The sequence below is a fragment of the Massilia sp. Masssp94 genome (assembly GCF_059491305.1).
In genome coordinates this window covers 5,583,506-5,604,902 of the sequence record NZ_CP168501.1, presented here as the reverse complement: position 1 = coordinate 5,604,902, position 21,397 = coordinate 5,583,506, and the positions used below count along the sequence as shown (strand labels likewise).

Annotated in this window: 14 protein-coding genes; 6 read left to right on the top strand and 8 right to left on the bottom strand. The window is 68.7% G+C overall.

Annotated elements, in window-relative coordinates; all coding sequences use genetic code 11:
- Positions 1–142 precede the first annotated feature (142 nt).
- Together ACEN9G_RS24895 and ACEN9G_RS24890 are read right to left on the bottom strand one after the other, a co-directional pair.
- A complete protein-coding gene (locus tag ACEN9G_RS24895; RefSeq protein ID WP_495605465.1) occupies positions 143–3,436 on the bottom strand; it encodes a PAS domain-containing hybrid sensor histidine kinase/response regulator in 3,294 nt (1,097 codons plus the stop codon).
- 254 nt (positions 3,437–3,690) lie between these two features.
- On the bottom strand, positions 3,691–5,895 hold the full coding sequence (locus ACEN9G_RS24890) for a hybrid sensor histidine kinase/response regulator (protein ID WP_483127117.1): 2,205 nt from the start codon (positions 5,893–5,895) through the stop codon (positions 3,691–3,693).
- A 164-nt stretch (positions 5,896–6,059) separates the two neighbouring features.
- Between ACEN9G_RS24890 and ACEN9G_RS24885 the strand changes: the two genes are divergently transcribed.
- From ACEN9G_RS24885 to ACEN9G_RS24870, 4 genes are all read left to right on the top strand, one after another.
- Positions 6,060–7,562 carry a peptide MFS transporter gene (locus tag ACEN9G_RS24885; RefSeq protein ID WP_413344553.1) on the top strand — a complete coding sequence of 501 codons (1,503 nt, stop codon included), beginning with the start codon at positions 6,060–6,062 and terminating at the stop codon, positions 7,560–7,562.
- Positions 7,563–7,716: 154 nt separating this feature from the next.
- Positions 7,717–8,571, top strand: a complete 855-nt coding sequence (locus ACEN9G_RS24880) for a phosphate/phosphite/phosphonate ABC transporter substrate-binding protein (RefSeq protein WP_483127116.1) — start codon at positions 7,717–7,719, stop codon at positions 8,569–8,571.
- Between the two features lie 4 nt (positions 8,572–8,575).
- Positions 8,576–11,434, top strand: coding sequence for a putative bifunctional diguanylate cyclase/phosphodiesterase (locus ACEN9G_RS24875; protein ID WP_495605464.1), 2,859 nt, complete (start codon positions 8,576–8,578; stop codon positions 11,432–11,434).
- 43 nt (positions 11,435–11,477) lie between these two features.
- On the top strand, positions 11,478–12,674 hold the full coding sequence (locus ACEN9G_RS24870) for a pyridoxal phosphate-dependent aminotransferase (RefSeq protein ID WP_483127114.1): 1,197 nt from the start codon (positions 11,478–11,480) through the stop codon (positions 12,672–12,674).
- Here the strand turns inward: ACEN9G_RS24870 and ACEN9G_RS24865 are convergent.
- The 3 genes from ACEN9G_RS24865 to ACEN9G_RS24855 are packed head-to-tail and all read right to left on the bottom strand — an operon-like array spanning position 12,664 to position 15,808.
- The gene (locus ACEN9G_RS24865) at positions 12,664–13,947 is read right to left on the bottom strand and encodes a hybrid sensor histidine kinase/response regulator (protein WP_483127113.1); all 1,284 of its coding nucleotides are present in this window, start codon (positions 13,945–13,947) and stop codon (positions 12,664–12,666) included. The two genes, ACEN9G_RS24870 and ACEN9G_RS24865, sit on opposite strands and share 11 nt — an antisense overlap.
- An 8-nt stretch (positions 13,948–13,955) precedes the next feature.
- A complete protein-coding gene (locus ACEN9G_RS24860; RefSeq protein ID WP_413345374.1) occupies positions 13,956–15,416 on the bottom strand; it encodes an ATPase domain-containing protein in 1,461 nt (486 codons plus the stop codon).
- Positions 15,413–15,808, bottom strand: coding sequence for a hypothetical protein (locus ACEN9G_RS24855; RefSeq protein ID WP_413345376.1), 396 nt, complete (start codon positions 15,806–15,808; stop codon positions 15,413–15,415). Before ACEN9G_RS24855 ends, ACEN9G_RS24860 begins: the two co-directional genes overlap by 4 nt.
- A gap of 174 nt (positions 15,809–15,982) precedes the next feature.
- Here ACEN9G_RS24855 and ACEN9G_RS24850 point away from each other — a divergent pair, with 174 nt between their 5' ends.
- A complete protein-coding gene (locus ACEN9G_RS24850) occupies positions 15,983–17,599 on the top strand; it encodes a M28 family peptidase (RefSeq protein WP_413674714.1) in 1,617 nt (538 codons plus the stop codon).
- A gap of 104 nt (positions 17,600–17,703) precedes the next feature.
- The gene (locus ACEN9G_RS24845; RefSeq protein WP_413342290.1) at positions 17,704–19,488 is read left to right on the top strand and encodes a DUF885 domain-containing protein; all 1,785 of its coding nucleotides are present in this window, start codon (positions 17,704–17,706) and stop codon (positions 19,486–19,488) included.
- Here ACEN9G_RS24845 and ACEN9G_RS24840 read toward each other — a convergent pair.
- Genes ACEN9G_RS24840 through galU form a run of 3 tightly spaced genes read right to left on the bottom strand, consistent with a single transcriptional unit; the run spans position 19,480 to position 21,382 of the window.
- Positions 19,480–19,962 (bottom strand): hypothetical protein, encoded by a 483-nt coding sequence (locus tag ACEN9G_RS24840; protein WP_413342292.1) that lies wholly within the window; start codon positions 19,960–19,962, stop codon positions 19,480–19,482. The two genes, ACEN9G_RS24845 and ACEN9G_RS24840, sit on opposite strands and share 9 nt — an antisense overlap.
- Positions 19,959–20,495 (bottom strand): peptide deformylase, encoded by a 537-nt coding sequence (gene def / locus ACEN9G_RS24835; protein ID WP_413342293.1) that lies wholly within the window; start codon positions 20,493–20,495, stop codon positions 19,959–19,961. The genes ACEN9G_RS24840 and def overlap by 4 nt, the downstream gene beginning before the upstream one ends.
- Positions 20,492–21,382: a UTP--glucose-1-phosphate uridylyltransferase GalU gene (gene galU, locus ACEN9G_RS24830; RefSeq protein WP_413342295.1), complete on the bottom strand. Its 891-nt coding sequence runs from the start codon at positions 21,380–21,382 to the stop codon at positions 20,492–20,494. Before galU ends, def begins: the two co-directional genes overlap by 4 nt.
- Positions 21,383–21,397: the final 15 nt, after the last annotated feature.

Genomic DNA, 21,397 nt, shown 5'->3' with positions numbered 1-21,397 from the left:
CCCAACATCGGTTGACGTTGATTTCAGTCTACTTAGGCGGCGGGCACATTGACGTTCGCTAACGCACATAGCGGAACCAAATGCAGTTCGCATATGTCACAATTTTGTAACTTATTGTTTCAACAACGTCGTATGATCAGTTTCAGACAAGAATCTGGTGCAACTCCTCGAGACTGACGGGTTTCGTCAGATGGTGGGAAAAACCGCGGTTGCGGGTCTGGCGCCGGTCGGCGTCCTGCCCCCAGCCGGTCAGCGCCGCAATCCGCACGCCGGCGAAGCGTTCGTCCTGGCGCAGGCGGCGCGCGACTTCGTAACCGTCCATGCCGGGCATGCCCAGGTCGAGCAGGACACTGGTCGGCTGGAACGATTCGGCCATCGCCAGCGCGGCGCGGCCGTCGTACACGACGCGGACCTCGGCGCCATCCGCTTCGAGCAATAGCCCGAGCGTATCGGCGGCATCGCGGTTGTCGTCCACGACGAGGATGCGCTGGCCGTGGAACGGTGCGGCGGGACGCGCCTGGCCCAAGGGAGGCGCGTCGTCGTCGACGTCGCGCACGGGCGCAAGCGGTAGCCGCACGATGAATTCGCTGCCCTGGCCCGGTCCGGCGCTGCGCGCCTCGACGGTGCCGTGGTGCATCTCGACGAGGCTGCGCACCATCGTCAGGCCGATGCCGAGGCCGCCCTGCCCCCGTCCCGCCGACCGGTGAACCTGGGCGAACATGTCGAACACGCAGGGCAGCGCGTCAGCCGGAATGCCGATGCCCGTGTCGCGCACGATGGCCACGACCTGGCCATCCTCGCGCCGCGCGTCGAACCAGATGCGCCCGCCCGTGTCCGTGTACTTGGCGGCGTTGTTGAGCAGGTTCGCAAACACCTGCGTCAGGCGCACGCGGTCGGCCTCGAGGACGAGCGGCTGCTCCGGCAGCGCGACGGCGAGCTGGTGACCGGCGCGGTCGATCATCGGCTGGCTCGTCTCGACGGCGCCGTGGACGATCTCGGCGAACGGCACCCGCTCCAGCTTCAGGTCGATCTTGCCGCGCGTGATGCGCGACACTTCCAGCAGGTCGTCGACGAGGCGCGCCATCTGCTTCACCTGCCGCCCCACCATCTCGACCACGCGGTCGGACTGGCGCCGGCCGTCGGGACGGCGCATCAGCTGCACCGCGTTGCTGATCGGGGCCAGGGGATTGCGCAGTTCGTGGGCCAGCGTCGCAAGGAACTCGTCCTTGCGACGATCGGCCTCCTTTAGGGCCTCCTCGGCCTGCACGGCCCCCGTGATGTCGAGCGAGATGCCGACATAGCCACGGTGTTCGCCGTCGCCCGAATGCCAGGGCGACGCATGGGATTCGAACCAGTGCCGGCTGCCGTCCTTCACGACCGTCTGGACACGCTGGGTGTAGGCGCCGCGTGTGCGGATCCCGTCGTACACGTCGCGCAGGTACCCGTCCATGTCGTCCGGCCGTGCGATGCTCTTCCAGCCGGTCCTGCCGTCCTCCGCAGACACGTCGTTCGTCACGCAGCGCTGGTTCAGGTAGATGACGTTGCCGTCCACGTCGAACTGGTACACGAGCGCGGGCGACGCATCGGCCAGCGCGCGGAACCGGCCCTCGCTCTCGCGCAGCGCATCCTCGGCGCGCCTGCGCACGGTGATGTCGTGGAACAGGATCGCCACGCGCGGCACCTGGCGCCCGCCGACCGGGTACACGAAGAAGTCGTACCAGTTGCCCAGCGGCTGCGAGAAGCATTGCGAGCGGCTGGAGACGCCGGTGCGCACGACCTGGGCGCAGGCGTCCAGCCAGCACGGCTCGTGCTCCGGGCGCATGCGGAGTTGGCCCGGCCCCACGTAGGCGATGTTGGCCATGCGCACGGCGGCCGGATTCGCTTCCGCGTAATCGAGGCCCGTCGGCCGGCCCGTGTCGTCGAAGCGGACGGTCGCGAGGAGAAAACCTTCGTCCATCGCCTCGAACAGCATGCGGTAGCGCCGCTCGCTCTCCGCCAGCGCGGCCTGGGTGCGGCGGCGCTCGTCGACGTCGATGTGCATGCCGACCCATTTGCGGACGCTCCCGTCGCGGTTGAACAGCGGCGCCGCGCGGGCATTGGTCCAGCGCCAGCCGCCGGACGCCATCTGCACGCGGAACTCGGCGTTCAGGACGCGGCGCGTACCGACGGCCGCGCGCCATTCGCGCAGCGCGTAGGCGCGGTCGTCCGGATGCACGGCCTCGATCCAGCCCACGCCCAGCGACGCCGATTCCGCCTGGCCCGTGTAGGCCGTCCAGCTGGGCGAACCGGTGACGACGCGGCCGTGCGCATCCGACTCCCACACGGTCTGCGCGAAGCCCTCGACCATCGCGCGGAACCGTTCCTCGCTCTCGGCCAGGCGCGCCTCAGTCTCCTTGTTCTCGGTGACGTCGATGACGAACAGCACGCAGCGCGCGTTCGCGCCGTCGCCCGAGATGCGCGCGGGCGCGAACAGGCCCCACCAGCGGCTGCCGTCCTTGCGCTTCATCTGCTTCGTGTACGGCAGCGTCACCCCCTTGTCGATGAGGTCGCGCAGCGCGCGCGCCGACACGTCCCAGAACTCGGGCGGCGTCATGTCGCGCCAGTTCGGCATCGTGCGCAGTTCGGCGCGCGTGTATCCCGTCATGCGCTCGAACGCGGCGTTGACGTCGCGCACGGTGCCGTCGATGTCGAAATACAGCACGCCGACGGTGCTGATGCTGAGGGTGGCGTCGATGAGGGCCTTGTGTTCGCGCAGCAGGCGCTCGGCCGCGCGGCTTTCCTCGACCTCGCGCTCCAGGTGCTCCTTGGTTTCAAGGACGGGCCGCAGGCGTTCCTCGACCTTGCGCTCGATCTCGCCGCCGCCGGCCTGGTGCGCGGCCGCGGCGAACGCCGCGCAGGTGCGCAGGCGGCGCAGGTCCTCGGCGTCGAAATGCGTGCCGTCATCGGCCAGCACGGCCGCCAGCGCACCGGCGGCGGCGCCGTGGAGGTGCCACGGCACGCCGAGAAACTCGGCGACCGGCACCCCGCTGGCGCGCAGCGAAGGGTACGCGTCGGCCGGCTGTTCCAGCAGCACGGCGCCGTCGGCGCGGATGACGGTGCCGCACGCGCACTCGTCCAGGCCCCAGCGCTCGCCCTCGTGCCCGGCAAGCGCGCCGGAGACGACGCACCAGCGCACGGTGCCGCCGTCGCTCCCGTCCGCTCCATCGCGCACCGCCACGACGACTGCATCGGCCCCGCACAGCGCACGCACGGCATCGGCCAGGTGCTGCAGCACGTGCTCCGGCGTGTCGGCCAGCGCCTGCGCCAGCCGCGCCAGCACGACGCTCTCCGCCGCGCCGTCGCGCGCGGGCAGGTGCGCCGCGCGTTCGCGCAATACCGCTTCGACGACCTCGTCGTCGCGGGCTCCGGTCGCTGCATCAAATGTCGAGTCGGCCATGGTCGTCGAGTCTTGGTTGCCCACACCCTGCAACCCCAGATTACTTGACAATCCGATCAGTGCCAATCGAATTTCAATCGTGCCCGCCATGTTTAACAATATTTAACGAATTCCGGGGCAACGACGAACGAAATGGTGGTACGCCCGCCAAATCAAGGTATTTGAACGGCCACCTACCCGCTTCACGATATAAAGAAGATAGCGATAACAGGCGGCGCGAAAATTTTCATTGTGTTCGCGATGATTGCGAACGATCAGCGCACCGGGTCGGGTTCGCCCAGCGCGCGCTCCAGTTCGTCCAGACGCACGGGCTTTTTCAGGTGCAGGTCGAACCCGGCGGCCAGCGCCCGGCGCACGTCGTCCGGCTGGCCGTAGCCGGTGACGGCCACGAGCCGGATGCCACCCTGGCGCGCCAGCGTCCGCGCGACCTCGTAGCCGGAGATGTCGGGCAGGTCGATGTCGACGAAGGCGACGTCGGGCCGCCGGCGCGCGGCCAGCGCCAGCGCGGACTTGCCGTCCGCCGCCGTCATGACCGTGCAGCCGCGCGATTGCAGCAGCGCGCAGGTCATCTCGCGCAGGTCGTCGTTGTCTTCCACCAGCAGCACGCGCCGGCCGGGCGCGACGGGCGCGCCATCCGCGTCCGCGCCGCCGTCCGCGCCGCCGTCCGCGCTTGAGTCGGCGAGGGCCGCATGCGCCAGGGGCAGGCGCACGATGAACGTGCTGCCCTGCTGCGGTCCGGCGCTGGCGACGGCCACGCTGCCGTGCTGCTGCTCGACGAGCGACCTGACGACGGCCAGGCCGATGCCGAGCCCGCCCTTGGCGCGGCTGAGCACCTTGCCCTGCACGAACACGTCCCAGATGCGGGGCAGCAGGTCGGCGTCGATGCCCTTGCCGTTGTCGGCCACCTCCAGCTCGGCCATGCCCGGTTCGGTCGCGCGGCGGACCGACACGCGGATCCAGCCGCCCGCCTGCGTGTACTTGGCGGCGTTCTCGACCAGGTTGCCGATCACCTGCTGCAGCCGGGTCGGATCGGCGCAGACCCACAGCGGCGCCAGGTCCAGGTCGACGGTGTGCTCGGCCGTCGTGCCCTGCGTCTGCAGCGTCAGCACCACGTCGCGCACGGCCGCCGCCAGGTCGAGCGGCACGGGCGCCAGTGCCACGCGGCCGCTCAGTACCCGGTTGGCGTCCAGCAGTTCGTCGACGAGGTGGGCCAGGTGGCGGCTCTGGCGCCCGATGATCTGGTGCGCGCGCTCGGCCGCCGGGCCGCTGGCGCCCATCTGGACCAGGGCGATCGCGGAACTGATCGCGCCCAGCGGATTGCGCAGCTCGTGGCCGAGCATCGCGAGGAATTCGTCCTTGGCGCGGTTCTGCGCCTCGGCCAGGCTGCGCGCCGCCTGCGCCTCGGCCAGGTGGCGCTGGCGTGCCGCGTCCAGCCGGATCAGGCGGGTGGACACGGCGTGCAGCACCTTTTGCAGCGCGTTGAGTTCCGTGATGCGCAGGTCGGCCGGCGGCGGCAGCCAGCCGTCGACCATGCCCTCGGTGGCGGCGCCCAGGTATTCCGTGGCGCGCAGCAGGCGGCGCGCGAACAGCAGCGCACCCACGCACGCGAGCGCCACCGCGCACAGCAGCGTCCCGGCCGTGAGCGCGACGGCGCGCGCGGCCGTCGCCTCCAGTTCCGCCACCGGCACGCCGACGGCGGCCGTCCAGCCGGACAGCGCCGACCGCGCCACCGCCCCGACCATCGGCACGCCTTCGCGGCTGTCGCTGCGCACGATGCCCGTGCCGGCGCGCAGGCCCGCCATCAGCTCCGGCCGCGGCGGCCGGGCCACGTATTCGCGCCAGCCGCGGTTGCGCGCGATGGTGTTGCCCGTGCGATCGAATACCGTGATCAGCCACGACGCCCGCACGTCGCGGGGCAGCATGTCGTTCAGGCGATCCGCGTACACCCGCTGCGCAAGCACCATGCGCCGTCCGTCGTCCAGCGCCACCGGCGTCAGGGCCGCCACCGCGTAGCGGCGCGACGTGCTGCCCAGCATCAGGTCGGACACGGACGGTCCGCCGTGGTCGAGCGCCGCGCGCACCTGCTGGCGCATGCCGGCCAACGGTTCGGCGGCGGGCGCGCCGTAGGGCCGGGCGGTGTTGAAGACCTGCGTGCCATCCGCGCGCAGCAGGACGGTGTGGCGGACGCTGCCGGCGTCGGCGCTCCGTGCCTGGCTGTAGAACGTCGCGAAGTCGCCGCGGAACAGCGCCGTCGACGTCGTCAGCGCCTGCCCGCTGGCCAGCGCGGCCGTGAGTTCCTGGTCCATCGTCAGTACGGTGGCGCGCGCCAGCTCCTGCATGCCGCGCAGCACGGCCTGGCGTTCCGCATCGAGCAGCAGCCGGATGGCGATCGCCGATCCCAGGATCACGGGTAGGAAAACGACGGCGGCCAGCAGGGCCAAATGCGTGCGTACTCTCATGGTTTCCGATCACGAAAATCCGAATCTTCTGATTGTAACTTCTGCAAGTTTGAAACAGCTCGCGCACACGCAAAAAAACGCATAACCCCTGTCAGTACAGGCGATACGCGTGTTGCATGCTGCCTGTCTCTGGCGTAGCATCCACGCTTTGCCCGACCCTTTCCATGAAAACCGAAATCCCTCCCCTCCCCACGCAATCCCGTTCGTTCCTCACCATCGCCCTGATCGAGATGTGGGAACGCTTCGGCTACTACGGCATGCAGGCGCTGATCGTGTACTTCATGGTCCAGCGCCTCGGCTTCGACGACAGCCGCGCCAACCTGGTCTGGAGCGCCGCCGCGGCGCTGATCTACGTCTCGCCCGCGATCGGCGGCTGGATCGGCGACAAGGTCCTCGGCACCAAGCGCTCGATGGTGCTGGGCGCCCTCGTCCTCACGGTCGGCTATGCGCTGATGGCCGTCCCCACCGAGAACACGTGGTTCCTGTTCTGCGCCCTGGGCGTCGTCGTCGTCGGCAACGGCCTGTTCAAGCCGAACACGGCAAACCTCGTGCGCAAGATCTACGAAGGCGACGATTCGAAGATCGACAGCGCGTTCACGCTGTACTACATGGCCGTGAACGTCGGCTCGACGATCTCGATGCTGGCCACGCCGTGGATCAAGGACTACGTCAACGCGACGTACGGCGGCGAGGTGGGCTGGCACATCGCGTTCGGCGCGTGCAGCGTCGGCCTCGTCGTCGGCCTGTTCAACGTGCTCCTCATGCGCGCGACGATCGCCCACGTGGGCTCGCTGCCGGACGAGCGCCCGCTCGCCGTGGGCAAGCTCGCCGCCGTGCTGGCGGGCGGCGTCGTGATGGTCGGCGTGTCGGCCGTGATCCTCGAATACCAGACGCTGGCCCGCATCTTCGTCTACCTGGCCGGCCTCGTCGTGCTGGGCATCTTCATCCACCTGATCCGCAGGAGCGCGCCGAACGAGCGCGCCGGCCTGACGGCGGCGCTCGTGCTCACCTTGCAGTCCGTGTTCTTCTTCATCTTCTACCAGCAGATGTCGACGTCGCTGTCGCTGTTCGCGCTGCGCAACGTCGACCTGGAATTCAACCTGCTCGGCGCGCACCTGTTCGACTGGTCGCCGGCCCAGTTCCAGGCGCTGAACGCCATCTGGATCATGGTGCTGTCGCCCGTGCTCGCGTGGACCTACAGTACCGCCGGCCGCAGCGGCAGGGACTTGTCGATCGCCGGCAAGTTCGCGCTGGGCTTCTTCGCCGTGGCGCTCGGCTTCTTCGCGTACGGTGTGGCGGGCACGTTCGCCGTCGGCGGCAAGACGTCGTCGTGGGTGATGGTCGCGGGCTACGGCCTGTATTCGCTGGGCGAACTGCTCGTCTCCGGCCTCGGCCTCGCGATGGTCGCGCGCTACGTGCCGGTGCGCATGAGCGGCTTCATGATGGGCGCGTACTATGTCGCCACCGGGATCTCGCAATACCTGGGCGGCGTCGTCGCCAACCTGGCCAGCGTGCCGGGCGACGTGACGGACCCCGTGCAGACCCTGCCCATCTACACGAGCCTGTTCAACAGGCTGGGCGTAGGCGCGCTCGTCTGCACGGCGATCGCCCTCGCGGTGCTGCCCCTGATGCGCAAACTGTCGGCCACGCACCACGCGCACAACTGACCGCATGGAGCGCAAGCACGGCATCTTCCATGAGGAACGCATCGATACAACGTGACGACAACCTTGGCAAAACGTTTCGGCTTGTTGCAAACCGGAAATATGTTATATTTGCGACATGCCGGCCGACACCCCGCCGGCGCCACGTCAACGAGCCATGTATCGTCCTTACTTCGTCCGCCCTCTCCTGGCCGTCGTGGCCTGCCTGTCCGCCGCCGGCGCCGTGCGTGCCGCGCCGCCGCCGGCCTACAATTTTTCGCCGGTCAACCAGTACAACCTGCAGGTGTCGGCCGGTTTCTGGAACCCGATCATCCGCTACGTGTCGCAGAAAAGCGGCGTCCGGCTGAATCTCAAGCTGGGCCGCACGTCGGCCGATACGACGAGCTACGTGCTCGCGCGCGAAGTCGACTTCGCGTTCACGAATCACCTGTTCAGCCCCGACCGCGCCAGGATGGGCTGGACGGTGTTCGGCCGCCGCGACGCGCCGCCCGTGCGGGCGCAGATCGTCGTGCCGGCCGATTCGCACGTGATGACCCTGGCGCAACTGGCCGGCGAGTCCGTCGCCTTCCCGGGGCCGGAAGCGATAATCGCGTACAAGGTGGCGTATGCCCAGTTGCAGCACCGGAACATCCCCGTCGACGTCGTCTTTGCTGGCAATATGGATGCCGCCTTTGCACAGATATTCGCGGGCAAGGCGATGGCGGCCGGCGCCAATTCGCAACTCGTGCAGAACTACGAGCGGCGCGAACATAAGTCGTTCCGCGTGCTGTGGAGTTCGGAACCGTTCAACGATCTCGCGCTGATGGCGTCGCCGCGGGTGCCGGCCGACCAGGTCCGCGCCGTCGCCCAGGCCTTCATCGGCATGGACAAGGACCCGGAAGGCCGCCGTATCCTCGCGGCCGCCACGGAACTCGTGCATGCCGCGGCGCCGCTCGCCTTCGTCGCGGCCAGCGACGCCGACTATGCCGGCTACCGCGCGTTCTACGCGGAAGCGCCGCCGAACGTGCGCTGACGCGATGACATTCTCTCCATTCCTGCGCGTCATGCGCATCATTCCCGCGCTGCCCCGCTCCCTCGTCGGCCGCGTGTTCACCGTGTTCAGCCTCACGCTGCTGCTGTCGATGGGGACGGGCCTGGGCCTGTTCTACCGCTACCAGTTCCTGCAGCACATCGAGGAAACGCAGGACACCGCGCTGACACTCGTCGAGGTGGCGACGCAGACGATCGAGGACAGCGTGGTGATCGGCGACTACGACACCGTCAAGCGCACCCTGGGCAAGATGCTGTTCCAGTCGCCGTTCAAGCGCGCCGAATTCATCGACGTGGGCGGCGGCACGATCCGCGTGGACGCGCCGCGCGTGACGCGCGCGCTGGCGCCGCGCTGGCTGGCGGCCCGCATCGCCGCCAAGCTGTACGACGTCAATCGCATCGCCAACGTGGGCGGCAAGGACTACGGTGTCGTGCGCCTGCAGTTCGACGAGGAAAAGCTGGCGGCCCAGGTGTGGAGCCTCGTGCTGGAGACCGCCGGCGTGGCGTTCGTCGTGTTCGTCGCGAGCCTCGTCCTCATGCGCACCCTCGTGCGCCGCTGGCTCGACAACCTGGGCCGGCTGCGCTCGTTCGAGCACGACGTGGCCGCGGGCCGCGTCACGGCCGAGGCGGCGCTGCTGGCCGACGCGCCGACCGAGATCCAGGAAGCGATCCGCGCCGTCAACCGCAGCGCGGCGAGCCTGCGCGACCAGTTCGGCCAGCGCATCGACTCGCTGATGAACTCCCTCATGCAGCACAAGAGCGCGATGGACCAGGCCGCGATCGTGTGCGAGGCCGACGCGGCCGGCGTGATCACCGGCGTCAACGACCTGTTCGTGACGAGCAGCGGCTTCACCCGCCCCGAGGTCGTGGGGCAGCGCCTGGGCGACGTGGGCCGCCCGGCCGGCGCGCGCCCGCCGTGGCAGCCGTCGGACCGCGTGTGGAACGGCGAGGTCGTGATCGCGGGACGCCACGGCCGGCGCCACTGGTACCGCACCATCGTGCCGATGTTCGCGGCGCACGGCACGGTCGAGCGCTACATCTGCATCGACATCGACATCACGGAACGCAAGGAATTCGAGCGCACGATCGTCGAGAACGCGCAGCGCCAGACCCTGATCGCGGAGCTCGGGCGCAAGGCGCTGGCCGCGAACGGCCTCGACGACCTGTTCGCGGACGCCGCCGACGCCGCCGCGCGCGGCCTCGGCGCGGCCTGCGCCGCGCTGTTCGAAACGGGACCGGACGGCATGCAGGTGCGCGCGGGCGCGGGCCGGTTGGCGCAGTCGACGGGTCTCCAGCTGGCCTGCCAGCACGGCGACGCGCCTGGCATCGACGCCGCGCTGCGGCCCTGGTTCGCGCCGCTGGCGGCGCTGCACGGCATCGACACGGGCATCGACACGGCCATCGTGTGCGGCGAGCGCACCTTCGGCCTGCTGGGCGTGTACGCCGCGCACCCGCGCCGTTTCGGGGCCGACGACGCCAGCTTCCTGCACGGCGTGGCCAACATCGTCGCCACCGCCGTCGAGCGCCAGGAAGCGCGCAACCGCCTGACTTACCTGGCGCAGTACGACCCGCTCACGAGCCTGCCGAACCGGCGCCGTCTCGCGCACAGCCTCGAAGACGCGATCGCCGCCGCCGCGCGTGCACAGGGCCGCGCGGCCGTCATGTTCATCGACCTCGACCGCTTCAAGAACGTCAACGACATGCTGGGCCACGGTGTCGGCGACCAGCTGCTCGTGCAGGCGGCGAAACGGCTGTCGGCCTGCGCGCGCGCCGACGACGTCGTGGCGCGCCTGGGCGGCGACGAGTTCGCGCTCGTGCTGCCCGGGCTGGACGACGACGGCATCGCCGCCAGCATCGGCGCCCGCGTCATCGAGGCGCTGGCGCAGCCGTTCTATCTCGCAGGCCAGCAGCTGTTCGTGTCGGCCAGCGTGGGCATCGCCACGTATCCCGAGAACGGCCGCGACGCCGAGACCCTGCTGAAGAACGCCGACACCGCGATGTACGGGGCCAAGAACGGCGGCCGCAACAACTACCAGTTCTACGTCGCGGAGATGCACGAGAACGCCACGCAGCGCCTGCAGACGGAAACGCAGTTGCGCCAGGCGCTGGAGCGCGCCGAATTCCTGCTGCACTACCAGCCGAAGCTCGACCTGGCGACCGGCACCATCAGCGGCTTCGAGGCGCTGCTGCGCTGGAACCATCCGCAGCGCGGCCTCGTGCCGCCGCTGGAATTCATCGCCATCCTCGAGGACACGGGGTTGATTTTGCCCGTCGGCGAATGGGTGATCGGCGAAGTGTGCCGCCAGCTGAAGGCATGGCAGGCGCAGGGCATGGCCGTGCAGCCGGTAGCGATCAACCTGTCCGCGCGCCAGCTGCAGCAGGCGGATCTCGCGGGCGCCGTCGAGCGCATCGTCACGCGCGCCGGCGTCGACCCGGCGCTGCTGGAATTCGAATTGACGGAATCGATGCTGATGGCGAACCCGGAGGCCGCTGTCGAGATCCTCACGCGCATCAAGGCCCTCGGCATACGCCTGTCCGTGGACGATTTCGGCACCGGCTATTCGAGCCTTGCCTACCTGAAGCGCTTCCCGCTGGACGCGCTCAAGATCGACCGCACCTTCGTGCGCGACCTGCCGGACGATCCGGACGACGCCGCGATCACGAAGGCCGTGATCCGGCTCGCGCACAGCCTCAGCCTGAAGGTCGTGGCCGAGGGCGTAGAGAACGTGGACCAGCTGCGTGAACTGGAACAGTACGGATGCGACCAGATCCAGGGCTATTACGTCAGCCGCCCCGTGCCGGCCCAGGCGTGCGTAGCGCTGCTGGCCGGGACCGCGGTCGCCTAGGATCGGCTAAACTAGAGGGATTCCTCCGTTTCAGAATCCCATCATGTCTTTCAATCCCCTCCAGGTGGCGCGCCGCGTCGACGCCATCGAACCCTTCCGCGTGATGGAAATGGTCAAGGCCGCAGCCAGCATGGTGCGCGCCGGCCAGGACGTCATCAGCATGAGCGTCGGCGAACCCGACTTCACGGCCCCCGACCTGGTCGCCCGCGCCGCCATGGACGCGATCCAGCGCGGCGCCACGCAGTACACCGAATCGCTGGGCCTTCCCGCCCTGCGCGACGCCATCTCCGCGCACTATGCCCGCGCCTGCGGCCTCGACATCTCCCCGCAGCGCATCGTCGTGACGGCGGGCGCGTCGGCCGGCCTGCTGCTGGCCTGCGCGGCGCTCGTGGCGGACGGCGACGAAGTCCTGATGCCCGACCCGAGCTATCCGTGCAACCGCCATTTCGTCAGCGCGTTCGGCGGCCGGGCCGTCCTCGTGCCGTCCGGCCCCGCCGAACGCTACCAGCTGACGGCGGCCCAGGTGGCCGAGCGCTGGACGGCGCGCACGCGCGGCGTGATCGTCGCGTCGCCGTCGAACCCGACCGGCACGTCGATGACGCCGGAGCAGACGCGCGACGTCGTCGCGGCCGTCCGCGCGCGCGGCGGATTCTCCATCGTCGACGAGATCTACCAGGGTCTCTATTACGGTGAGAATGAAGGCGACCGCGCGACGAGCGCCCTGACCTTCGGCGACGACGTCATTACCGTCAACAGCTTCTCGAAATACTTCAGCATGACGGGCTGGCGCCTGGGCTGGCTCGTGCTGCCGGAATCGCTCGTGCCGGCCGTCGAAAAACTGGCGCAGAACCTGTTCATCTGCGCGCCCGCCATCGCCCAGCACGCGGCGCTGGCCGCCTTCCACGACGACGCGATCGCCATCTTCGAGGAGCGCCGCCGGGAATTCCGCCGCCGCCGCGACTTCCTCGTGCCCGCGCTGCGCGACCTCGGGTTCCAGGTGCCCGTGCTGCCGGACGGCGCGTTCTACGTGTACGCCGACATCACGCAGGTGAACCACGCGCTGGCGCACGACAGCAGCGCGTTCGGCATGGCCGTGCTGCGCGACGCGCTGGTCGCGCTCGTGCCGGGCGACGACTTCGGGTTCGCCGCGCCGAAGCAGCACGTGCGCTTTTCCTACGCGACGAAGTACGAGCGGATCGAACAGGCGGTCGACCGCCTGGCGACACTGATCAGGCGCTGACGTCGGCCGGCGCGTCGGCGACGACGGCCAGCAGCGCCGCGGCGCCGACCGGCTTGACGAGATAGCGGTCGAATCCGGCCGCGAAGCCGCGCGCCTCGTCGTCCGGCTGGCCGTAGCCCGTCAGCGCGATCGCGTAAGGACGGGCGCCTTCCTGCCGCGCGCGCAGGGCCTGCATCAGCTCGAGGCCGTCAAGTTCCGGCAGGCCGATGTCGCACACGATCACGTCCCACCGCTCCGCGAGCGCGCGCGCCAGGCCTGCCCGGCCGTCGCCGGCACAGACGACGTCATGTCCTTCCGCCGCGAGGATGTCGGCCAGCGTGGCGCTGGCATCCGCATTGTCTTCCACGAGCAGGATGCGGCGGCGCGGCGTGGCCTGGGCCGGCTCGGGCCGGACCGGCGCCGCGGGCAGGCCGGCGGCGCGCGGCAGGCGCACCGTGAAGCGGCTGCCGCGGCCGGGACCGTCGCTGTGGGCCTCCACCGTCCCGCGGTGCATGCCCACGAGGTTGCGCACGACGTTCAGGCCGACGCCAAGCCCGCCCTCGGACCGGGCCAGCGAGCGCGGGCCCTGCGTGAACAGGTCGAAGATGTAGGGCAGCACCTCGGGCGCGATGCCGGTGCCGTTGTCGGCGATGGTCACCACGATTTCGTCGGATCCTGCCTGGGCGGCGAGCCGCAGCCGGCCGCCGTCGCCCGTGTACTTCGACGCATTGCCGAGCAGGTTCGTGAACACCTGCGCGAGGCGCACCTTGTCGCCTTCCACCGCGACGGTCGCCGCCGGCAGTTCGACGTCCAGCACCTGGCCGCGCTCCAGGATGCGCGGCTGCACCGTTTCGACGGCGTGGCGCAGCACGTCGGCCAGCGCCAGCGTCTCGACCGTCAGCTTGATCTTGCCGCTGCTGAGCCGGGCCGCGTCGAGCAGGTCGTCGAGCAGGCGCGCCATGTGGTCGACCTGGCGCGCGATCACGCGCGCGAGCCTGAGCTGCTGCGGCGCGGCGTCCGCGTCGCGTTCCAGCAGCGACGCGGCCATCGCCAGCGGCGACAGCGGGTTGCGCAGCTCGTGCGCCAGCATGGCGAGGAATTCGTTCTGGCGGCGATTGACCGCCTCGGCATCCTCGCGCTGGTACTGGGCGTCGACGGTGGCCAGCACGAGGTGCTCGTTCGCTTCGCGCAGACTGGCCACGTCCGCTTCGAGCGCGCGGATACGGTCCAGCAGCGCGGACTCATCGAAGGAACGTTGTTCCGAAACAGGCGGCTGTTGCTCGTACGTTCCCATCGTCGCCCTCAGTCGCGCGGCCGGCGCCGGGTGGGGAAACCGGACATCAGGGCATCGAATTCCGTCGCATGCGGATCGACCTCGATGCCCTTGTCGGTGATGCGGTACTCGCGCAGCTCGTTGCTGTGGTCCGTGCCGCGCACTTTCACCACCGTCATGAACTTGCAGACGTGTCCCTCGATTTCGGCGAAGCGCATCGACAGCACCGCGTCGGCCAGGAAGCACAGGTTGTCGATCGAGAAGCGCCAGTTCGGCGTGTTGTCCTCGTAGCCGACGGTGACGATGGCGGTGACGCCGCGCCGCGCCAGCAGCGACAGCGTGCGGAGCACGGACAGGCGCAGGTCGTAGCGGAATTCCGGCGCGAGGTACAGGCCGATCTCCGACAGCGAATCGATCACGACGCGCGTCGCGCCCGTGCGCTCGATCGCCTCCGTCAGCTGGTCCAGCAATTCCTCGACCGTGAGCGACAGCGACAGCGATTGCAGCACCGTCACCTGGCCGCCCTGCACCAGCTTGATCAGTTCCGCGTTGTGCAGGCGCGCCGTGTGTTTTTCGAAGAACACGGCGACGCCCTTCTCGCCCTGCGCCGCCCCGGCCTGCAGGAAGCGCGTGCCGAGGATCGTCTTGCCGATCCCCGTGGGGCCGGAGACGAGCATCGTGTGGCCCTGCGGCAGGCCACCGTGCAGCATGTCGTCCAGGCCCGCGACGCCGGTCGGAATGCGGGCCGGATCGGCGGCGATGGTCAGGTAGGCCTCGGGCTGCGGCGTGAGCAGGCGCGGGTAGACGCGGATGCCGTCGTCCGTGATGCGCAAGGTGTGCGCGCCCGCCATGTGGGCCTGGCCGCGCATCTTGACGATGCGGATCTTGCGCACCACCGCGTCCTCGTCCAGGTTGTGCGACAGCGCGATCATGCCGTCGGCCACCGTGATGATCGGGTTGGCCTCGACGTCGGCCTGGCTGTATTCGCCGATCAGGAACGTGGTCGCCTGCCACGTGGCCATGCGCGAACCCAGCTCCTGGACGAAGTGCTGCAGGTCCCACAGGCCCTCGTTGCCGCTGCGCGCCGTCTGCACGACGGAGCGGAACGAATCGACGAACACGAGGCTCGGGCCGAAGTCCTCCACTTCGCGCATGATCCGTTCCAGCACGCCGCTGAAATCGCCGGCGCGCAGGTCGTCGGCCAGGTTGACGTAGCGGACGGCCGGTCCGACCTTGTCCATGTCGAAGAACGAGAACTGCTGCTGGTAGCGCAGCATCTTCAGCGGCGGTTCGCCCAGCACGGTGAAGAACAGCGCGCGCCGCTGTTCGCTCGCGAGCGCGAACATGATCTGGTGCGCGAGCGTCGTCTTGCCGCTGCCGGGCGCACCCGCGATCAGCGTGAACGAAAACTCGGTCAGGCCGCCGCCCAGAAGCACATCGAGCCCTGGCACACCGGTGCTCAGTTTTTCCAGGGTTACTTTTCCGCTCATTGCTTGTGCTCCTCCTGATTCTTTTGCGGCGTGCCGTCCGCACCCGTTTCGGACAGCAGCCGTGCCGTCAACGCGGGGCCGATGAGGGTCCCCAGCTGCCGCACGAACAGACCCATCAATTCATCGTGTGTCGCGGCCGCTTCCTGGGGGTCCGCCGCCGCCAGGTCCTGCTCGAGAGCGGTCAGCAGCAGCGTGCTCGTGCGGCGCGTGGCGTCGACGCTGAGCCACGCCCGCGGCGGCGCCAGCAGGCGCGCCGAGCGCGTGAACAACGCGACGAAACCGCCTTCGCCGATCAGTGGCACCAGTTGCCGGCCCAGGCGCGACCAGGGCCGGATCAGCGGCGCGGCGTGATCGGCGGGAGCCGGTTGCGCTCGGTTTTCGTCTTTATCCATGCAGGGGTGGTGTCGGGGTTGTCATGCCATGCGGCGTGGCCTCGGCTTGGCACGTCCGTTCTACCGATTATAACGTGAATGTAAGGTCAATTTTTTTAATAGAGTGTCAATACGGACAACGTGCGACACGCGGTGCTACCATCGCGTTTTTGTATCGATCATGAGCCGTTCACCATGTTTTTCCGTACCTGTGCCGCTTCCCTGCTCCTCGCCGCCACGTGCGCCGCGCACGCCCAGTCCGCCCCGCCCGTGGCCGAGGCACCGCTGCGCGCCCACCTGTCCTTCCTCGCCGACGACCTGCTGGAAGGCCGCGGCACGGGCCAGCGCGGCGGCGAACTCACCGTGCGCTACCTCGAGACCCAGGCCGCCGTGCTGGGCCTGAAGCCGCTGGCGGACGGCGGCTACCGCCAGAAAGTCGAACTGGTCGGCCAGAAGACGCTGCCCGGCAGCACGCTCCGTTTCGTGGCCGGCGGCCGGGTGCTGCCCGTCACGTTCGGCCACGACGTCGTGTTCGGCAACGCCAACGGCAGCGCGGCCACGCGCGTGTCGGCGCCCCTCGTGTTCGTCGGCTACGGCATCGACGCGCCCGACGAACGCTGGAACGATTTCCTGGGCGCCGACGTGAAGGGCAAGGTGCTCGTCGCGATGGTCAACGATCCGCAGCCGACCGGGGCGGAGCCGGACCGCTTCGGCGGCAAGTCGCTCACGTGGTACGGCCGCTGGACCTATAAATTCGAGGAAGCGGTGCGCCAGGGCGCGGCCGGCATCCTGCTGATCCACACGACACCGTCCGCGTCGTATCCGTGGAGCGTCCCGGTCAACAGCTTCTCGCACGAACAATTCCACCTGGCGGGCAAAGGCAACGCGCTGCAGGGCTGGATCAGCGAAGACATGGCGCGGACACTGCTCGCGGCCAGCGGCCAGGACCTCGACCGCCTGCGCGCCGCCGCCGAAGTGCGCGGCTTCAGGCCGGTGCCGCTCGCGGCCAGCGTCGAGGCCGACGTGAAGAGCGCGGTGCGCACTGTCGTCGAGTACAACGTGGCCGGCATCGTGCCCGGCACCGATCCGAAGCTGCGCGACCAGGCTGTGATCTATTCCGCGCACTGGGACCACCTGGGTATCGACCCGGACAACGGCAAGCCGGACCACATCTGGAACGGCGCCATCGACAACGGCTCCGGCACCGCGGCCCTGCTCGCGATGGCGCAGGCGGCGGTCAAGCGTCCGGCCAGGCGCACGCAGATCTTCCTGTGGCCGTGCGCGGAAGAACAGGGCCTGCTGGGCAGCCTGGCGTACGTGCGCCATCCCGTGTGGCCGCTGGCGAAGACCGCGGCGGACCTGAACCTGGACAGCATGAACTTCGTCGGCCGCACGCGCGACATGGGCGTGGCCGGCGCCGAGCGCAGCTCGCTGTACGCGACGGCCGCCACGGTCGCGAAGGCGATGGGCCTGAGCCTGGCCGCACCGGTACCGGACCTCGGCGGCGCCTACTTCCGCGCCGACCACTTCAACTTCGCCAAGGCCGGCGTCCCCGCGTTCAACGTCGGCTCGGCCGTGTTCTCGGGCGACGGCCATTTCGATTTCGAGCACGACCAGTCCGCGGAAGGCGCGAAGATGCGCGCGTTCACGAAGGACTACCACCAGGTCAGCGACCAGTACGATCCGGCCTGGGACTTGTCCGGCATGGTGCAGCAGGCGCAGTTCACCCTGAACCTCGGCTATGCGGTCGCGAATGCGCCGACGATGCCGACCTGGAAGGCGGGCGAGGCGTACGGCAAGGTAAAGCGTTGAAGGGTTACCAAAATGCGACTGGCCTGCCGTGATATGGCCGGGTAATATCGCGAGTTGAGGCAATACCCCGCCTCCGCTCACGACACCTCGACCACAGGACCACCATGAAGCAGACCTTGCTCGCCGCCGCCCTTTCCCTCGCCCTGTCCGCGCAGTTCGCGCCGGTCGCCGCCATCGCCGCACCCGCCGCCACGAAAACGGCGTCGAAAGCCGATGCGCGTTTCCAGGCCATCTACAAGGCCGAGTGGCAGTGGCGGATCAAGCAGCGGATCGCATGGGACGAGGACGAGCCGCGCGACGTCCGCGACGCGCTGCCGAAGGTCGACGCGCACACGCAGGCGGCGCGCCTGGCGATGTGGGAAGGCGTGCTGCGCCAGCTGGACGGCATCCGCGCGGCGGACCTCTCGCGCGCCGAGCAGGTCAACTATGCCGTGTACCGCGCGCAGATCGCCGCATTCGTCGCCGCGCAGCGCTTCCGCGAATACGAGCAGCCCGTGAACGCGGACAGCGCGTTCTGGTCCGACATCGCCTACATCGCGCGCCGCCCGCTGAAGAATGCGGAAGAATACCGCGCCTACCTCGCCCAGCTGGCCGACCTGCCCCGCTACTTCGGCGAAGAACTGGACAACATGCGGGCCGGCCTCGCGCGCGGCTTCACGCCGCCGCAGGTGACGCTGGCCGGCCGCGATGCGCCGCTGCTGAACATCGTCAACGCGAAGGCGCCGGAAGAGACGGTGTGGTACACGCCGTTCAAGGAGATGCCGGCGACGATCCCGATGGACGAGCAGGCGCGCCTGCGCACGCAGGGCGTCGCGCTGATCGACAGTGCCGTGAAACCCGCGTACGCGCAAGCCCTGCAGTTCTTCCGCGACGAGTACGTGCCGAACGCGCGCACGACGCTGGCGGCGGAGCGCCTGCCGGACGGGAAGGCGTACTACCAGTCGAAGATCGTCGAGTACACGACCACGGACATGACGGCGCAGCAGATCCACCGGATCGGCCTGTCCGAGATGGCGAAAATCCGCGCCGAAATGCAGGAGACGATGGTCAAGGCCGGCTTCAAGGGCGACCTGCCCGCCTTCCTCGCTTTCCTGCGCAGCGATCCGCAGTTCTATGCGAAGACGCCGGAAGAACTGTTGATGCGCGCGGCGTGGATTTCCAAGAAATTCGACGGCAAGGCCGACCAGTACTTCGGCTACCTGCCGCGCCGCCGCTTCGCCATCGTGCCGGTGCCGCCGGACCAGGCGCCGTACTACACGTCGGCGCGCGGCGGCCCGGGCATCTACCTCGTCAACACGTACAACCTGCCGGCGCGCGCGCTGTACAGCCTCCCCGCGCTGACCTTGCACGAATCGGCACCGGGCCACGCGTTCCAGATGCCGGTGGCGCTGGAACAGCAGGGCGTGCCGCCATTCCGCCGCGCGTACATTTCCGCGTACGGCGAAGGCTGGGCGCTGTATTGCGAGCGCCTGGGCAGCGAGATGGGGATGTACGAGACGCCGTACGAAACGTTCGGCATGCTGAGCTACCAGGCGTGGCGCGCGAGCCGCCTCGTCGTCGACACGGGCATCCACGCGCTGGGCTGGACGCGCGAACAGGCGCAGGCCTACATGCACGACAACACGGCGCTGTCCGACCACGAGATCCAGACGGAGGTCGACCGCTACATTTCCTGGCCGGGGCAGGCGCTGTCGTATTACCTGGGCGAGATGGCGATCGTCGAGTCGCGCCGGAAGGCCGAGGCGGCGCTGGGCGACAGGTTCGACATCCGCGCGTTCCACGACACGGTGCTGCAGCTCGGGGCCGTGCCGCTGCCGGTGCTGAAGGCGCGGATCGATACGTTCATCAAGGACGGCGGGAAATCGCCGTATCCTCCGACGTCAAAATAACTTGACCTTCAGCTGCACCGAGATGCCGCCGTACAGACGATCCTTGTACGACGGGATCACGCCGACGTTCACGCCCACGCGCTGATACTCGTACGTAAACGTGGGCACGACGGCCGGGAACCAGCCGCGGTCGCGCATCTTCGGGTACCCGTCGAACATCGCGATCGCCGCGCCGAGGCGCACGGGGCCCAGCGCATACGGCTGCCACAGCACGCCCGCGTAATTCGAGTAATAGCGGTCGCTGTTGACGAAGCGCCCCGCCGCCGCGGCCATCGTGCCGGAGAAACGGTATTCGAACCCGAGGCCGCGGTTGCCGCCGTTGAGGTTCTTGTCGCGGTCGAAGTGGTACGTCGCGAAGCCGCTGTCGATCCACAGTTCGCTCTTCGGATCGGCGTCGATCTTCGTGAACAGGTCGTCGGCATGGGCGCCGGTGCCGAGCAGCGCCAGCAAGGCGAATAGAGAACGCGTTTTCAATCGTCGGCCTTCGGATCGAGATCGGGGAACATCACTTCCGTAAAACCGAAGCGGGTAAAGTCGCGGATCCGCATCGGGTACAGGATGCCCAGCAGGTGATCCACCTCGTGCTGCACGACGCGCGCGTGAAAACCGTCCACGTCGCGGCTGATCGGCTTGCCGTACTGGTCGACGCCCTCGTAATGCAGGCGCGTGTAGCGCGGCACGCTGCCGCGCAGGCCCGGCACCGACAAACAGCCTTCGAAGCCCTCTTCCATTTCTTCCGACAGAGGCTTGAGCACCGGGTTGATCAGCACCGTCTCCGGCACGGCGGGCGCGTCCGGGTAGCGCTGGTTCCTGCCGAAGCCGAAGATCACCAGCTGCAGGTTGACGCCGATCTGCGGCGCGGCCAGGCCGGCGCCGTCGACGGCGTGCATCGTCTCGAACATGTCGGCAACGAGTGCGTGCAGTTCGGGCGTATCGAACTCGCGCACGGGCTCCGCCACGCGCAGCAGGCGCGGGTCGCCCATTTTGAGGATCTCGCGGATCGTCATTTCGGCAGGTCCGCGCACAGGTGCGTGAGGAATTCGCGGTAGCCTTCGGCCGTCTCCGGGTGCTTCATGCCGATGGCGGCCGTCGCCTTCAGGTAGCCCAGCTTGGAGCCGCAGTCGTAGCGCGTGCCGGCATAGCGGTAGGCCAGCACGCGTTCGCGCGACATCAGCGACGCGATGCCGTCGGTCAGCTGGATTTCGCCGCCGGCACCGGTCCCCAGGTTTTCCAGGTGTTCGAAGATGGCGCCGGACAGCACGTAGCGGCCCACGACGGCCAGGGTCGACGGCGCATCCTCGGGCTTCGGTTTCTCGATGATCCCGGACACCAGCTCCAGGTCCGGACGGTAGGCGCGCGCGCTGACGATGCCGTACTGGCGCGTGTTCGCGCGCGGCACGTCCTGTACGGCGAGCACGCTGCACTTCTCGTACGCGTACAGGTCCGTCATCTGCGCCAGCACCGGCTTGTGGCCGTCGGCCGTGTCCATGAAGTCGTCCGCGAGCAGCACGGCGAACGGCTCGTTGCCGATCACGGGACGGGCACACAGCACGGCATGGCCCAGGCCCAGCGCGGCGGGCTGGCGGATGTAGATGCAGTTGACGTTCTTCGGAATGACCTGCTGCACGAGCTTCAGCAGTTCCTGCTTGCCGGCCGCTTCCAGTTCCGATTCCAGCTCGTAGGCCTTGTCGAAATGGTCTTCGATGGCGCGCTTGTTGCGTCCCGTGATGAACACGAGTTCCGTGATGCCGGCGGCCACGGCTTCCTCGACCGCGTACTGGATCAGCGGCTTGTCGACGATGGGCAGCATTTCCTTCGGCTGCGCCTTGGTGGCCGGCAGGAAGCGGCTACCGAGGCCGGCGACCGGGAATACGGCTTTCTTGATTGCGGTCATTGTGAAGCTCCGTCT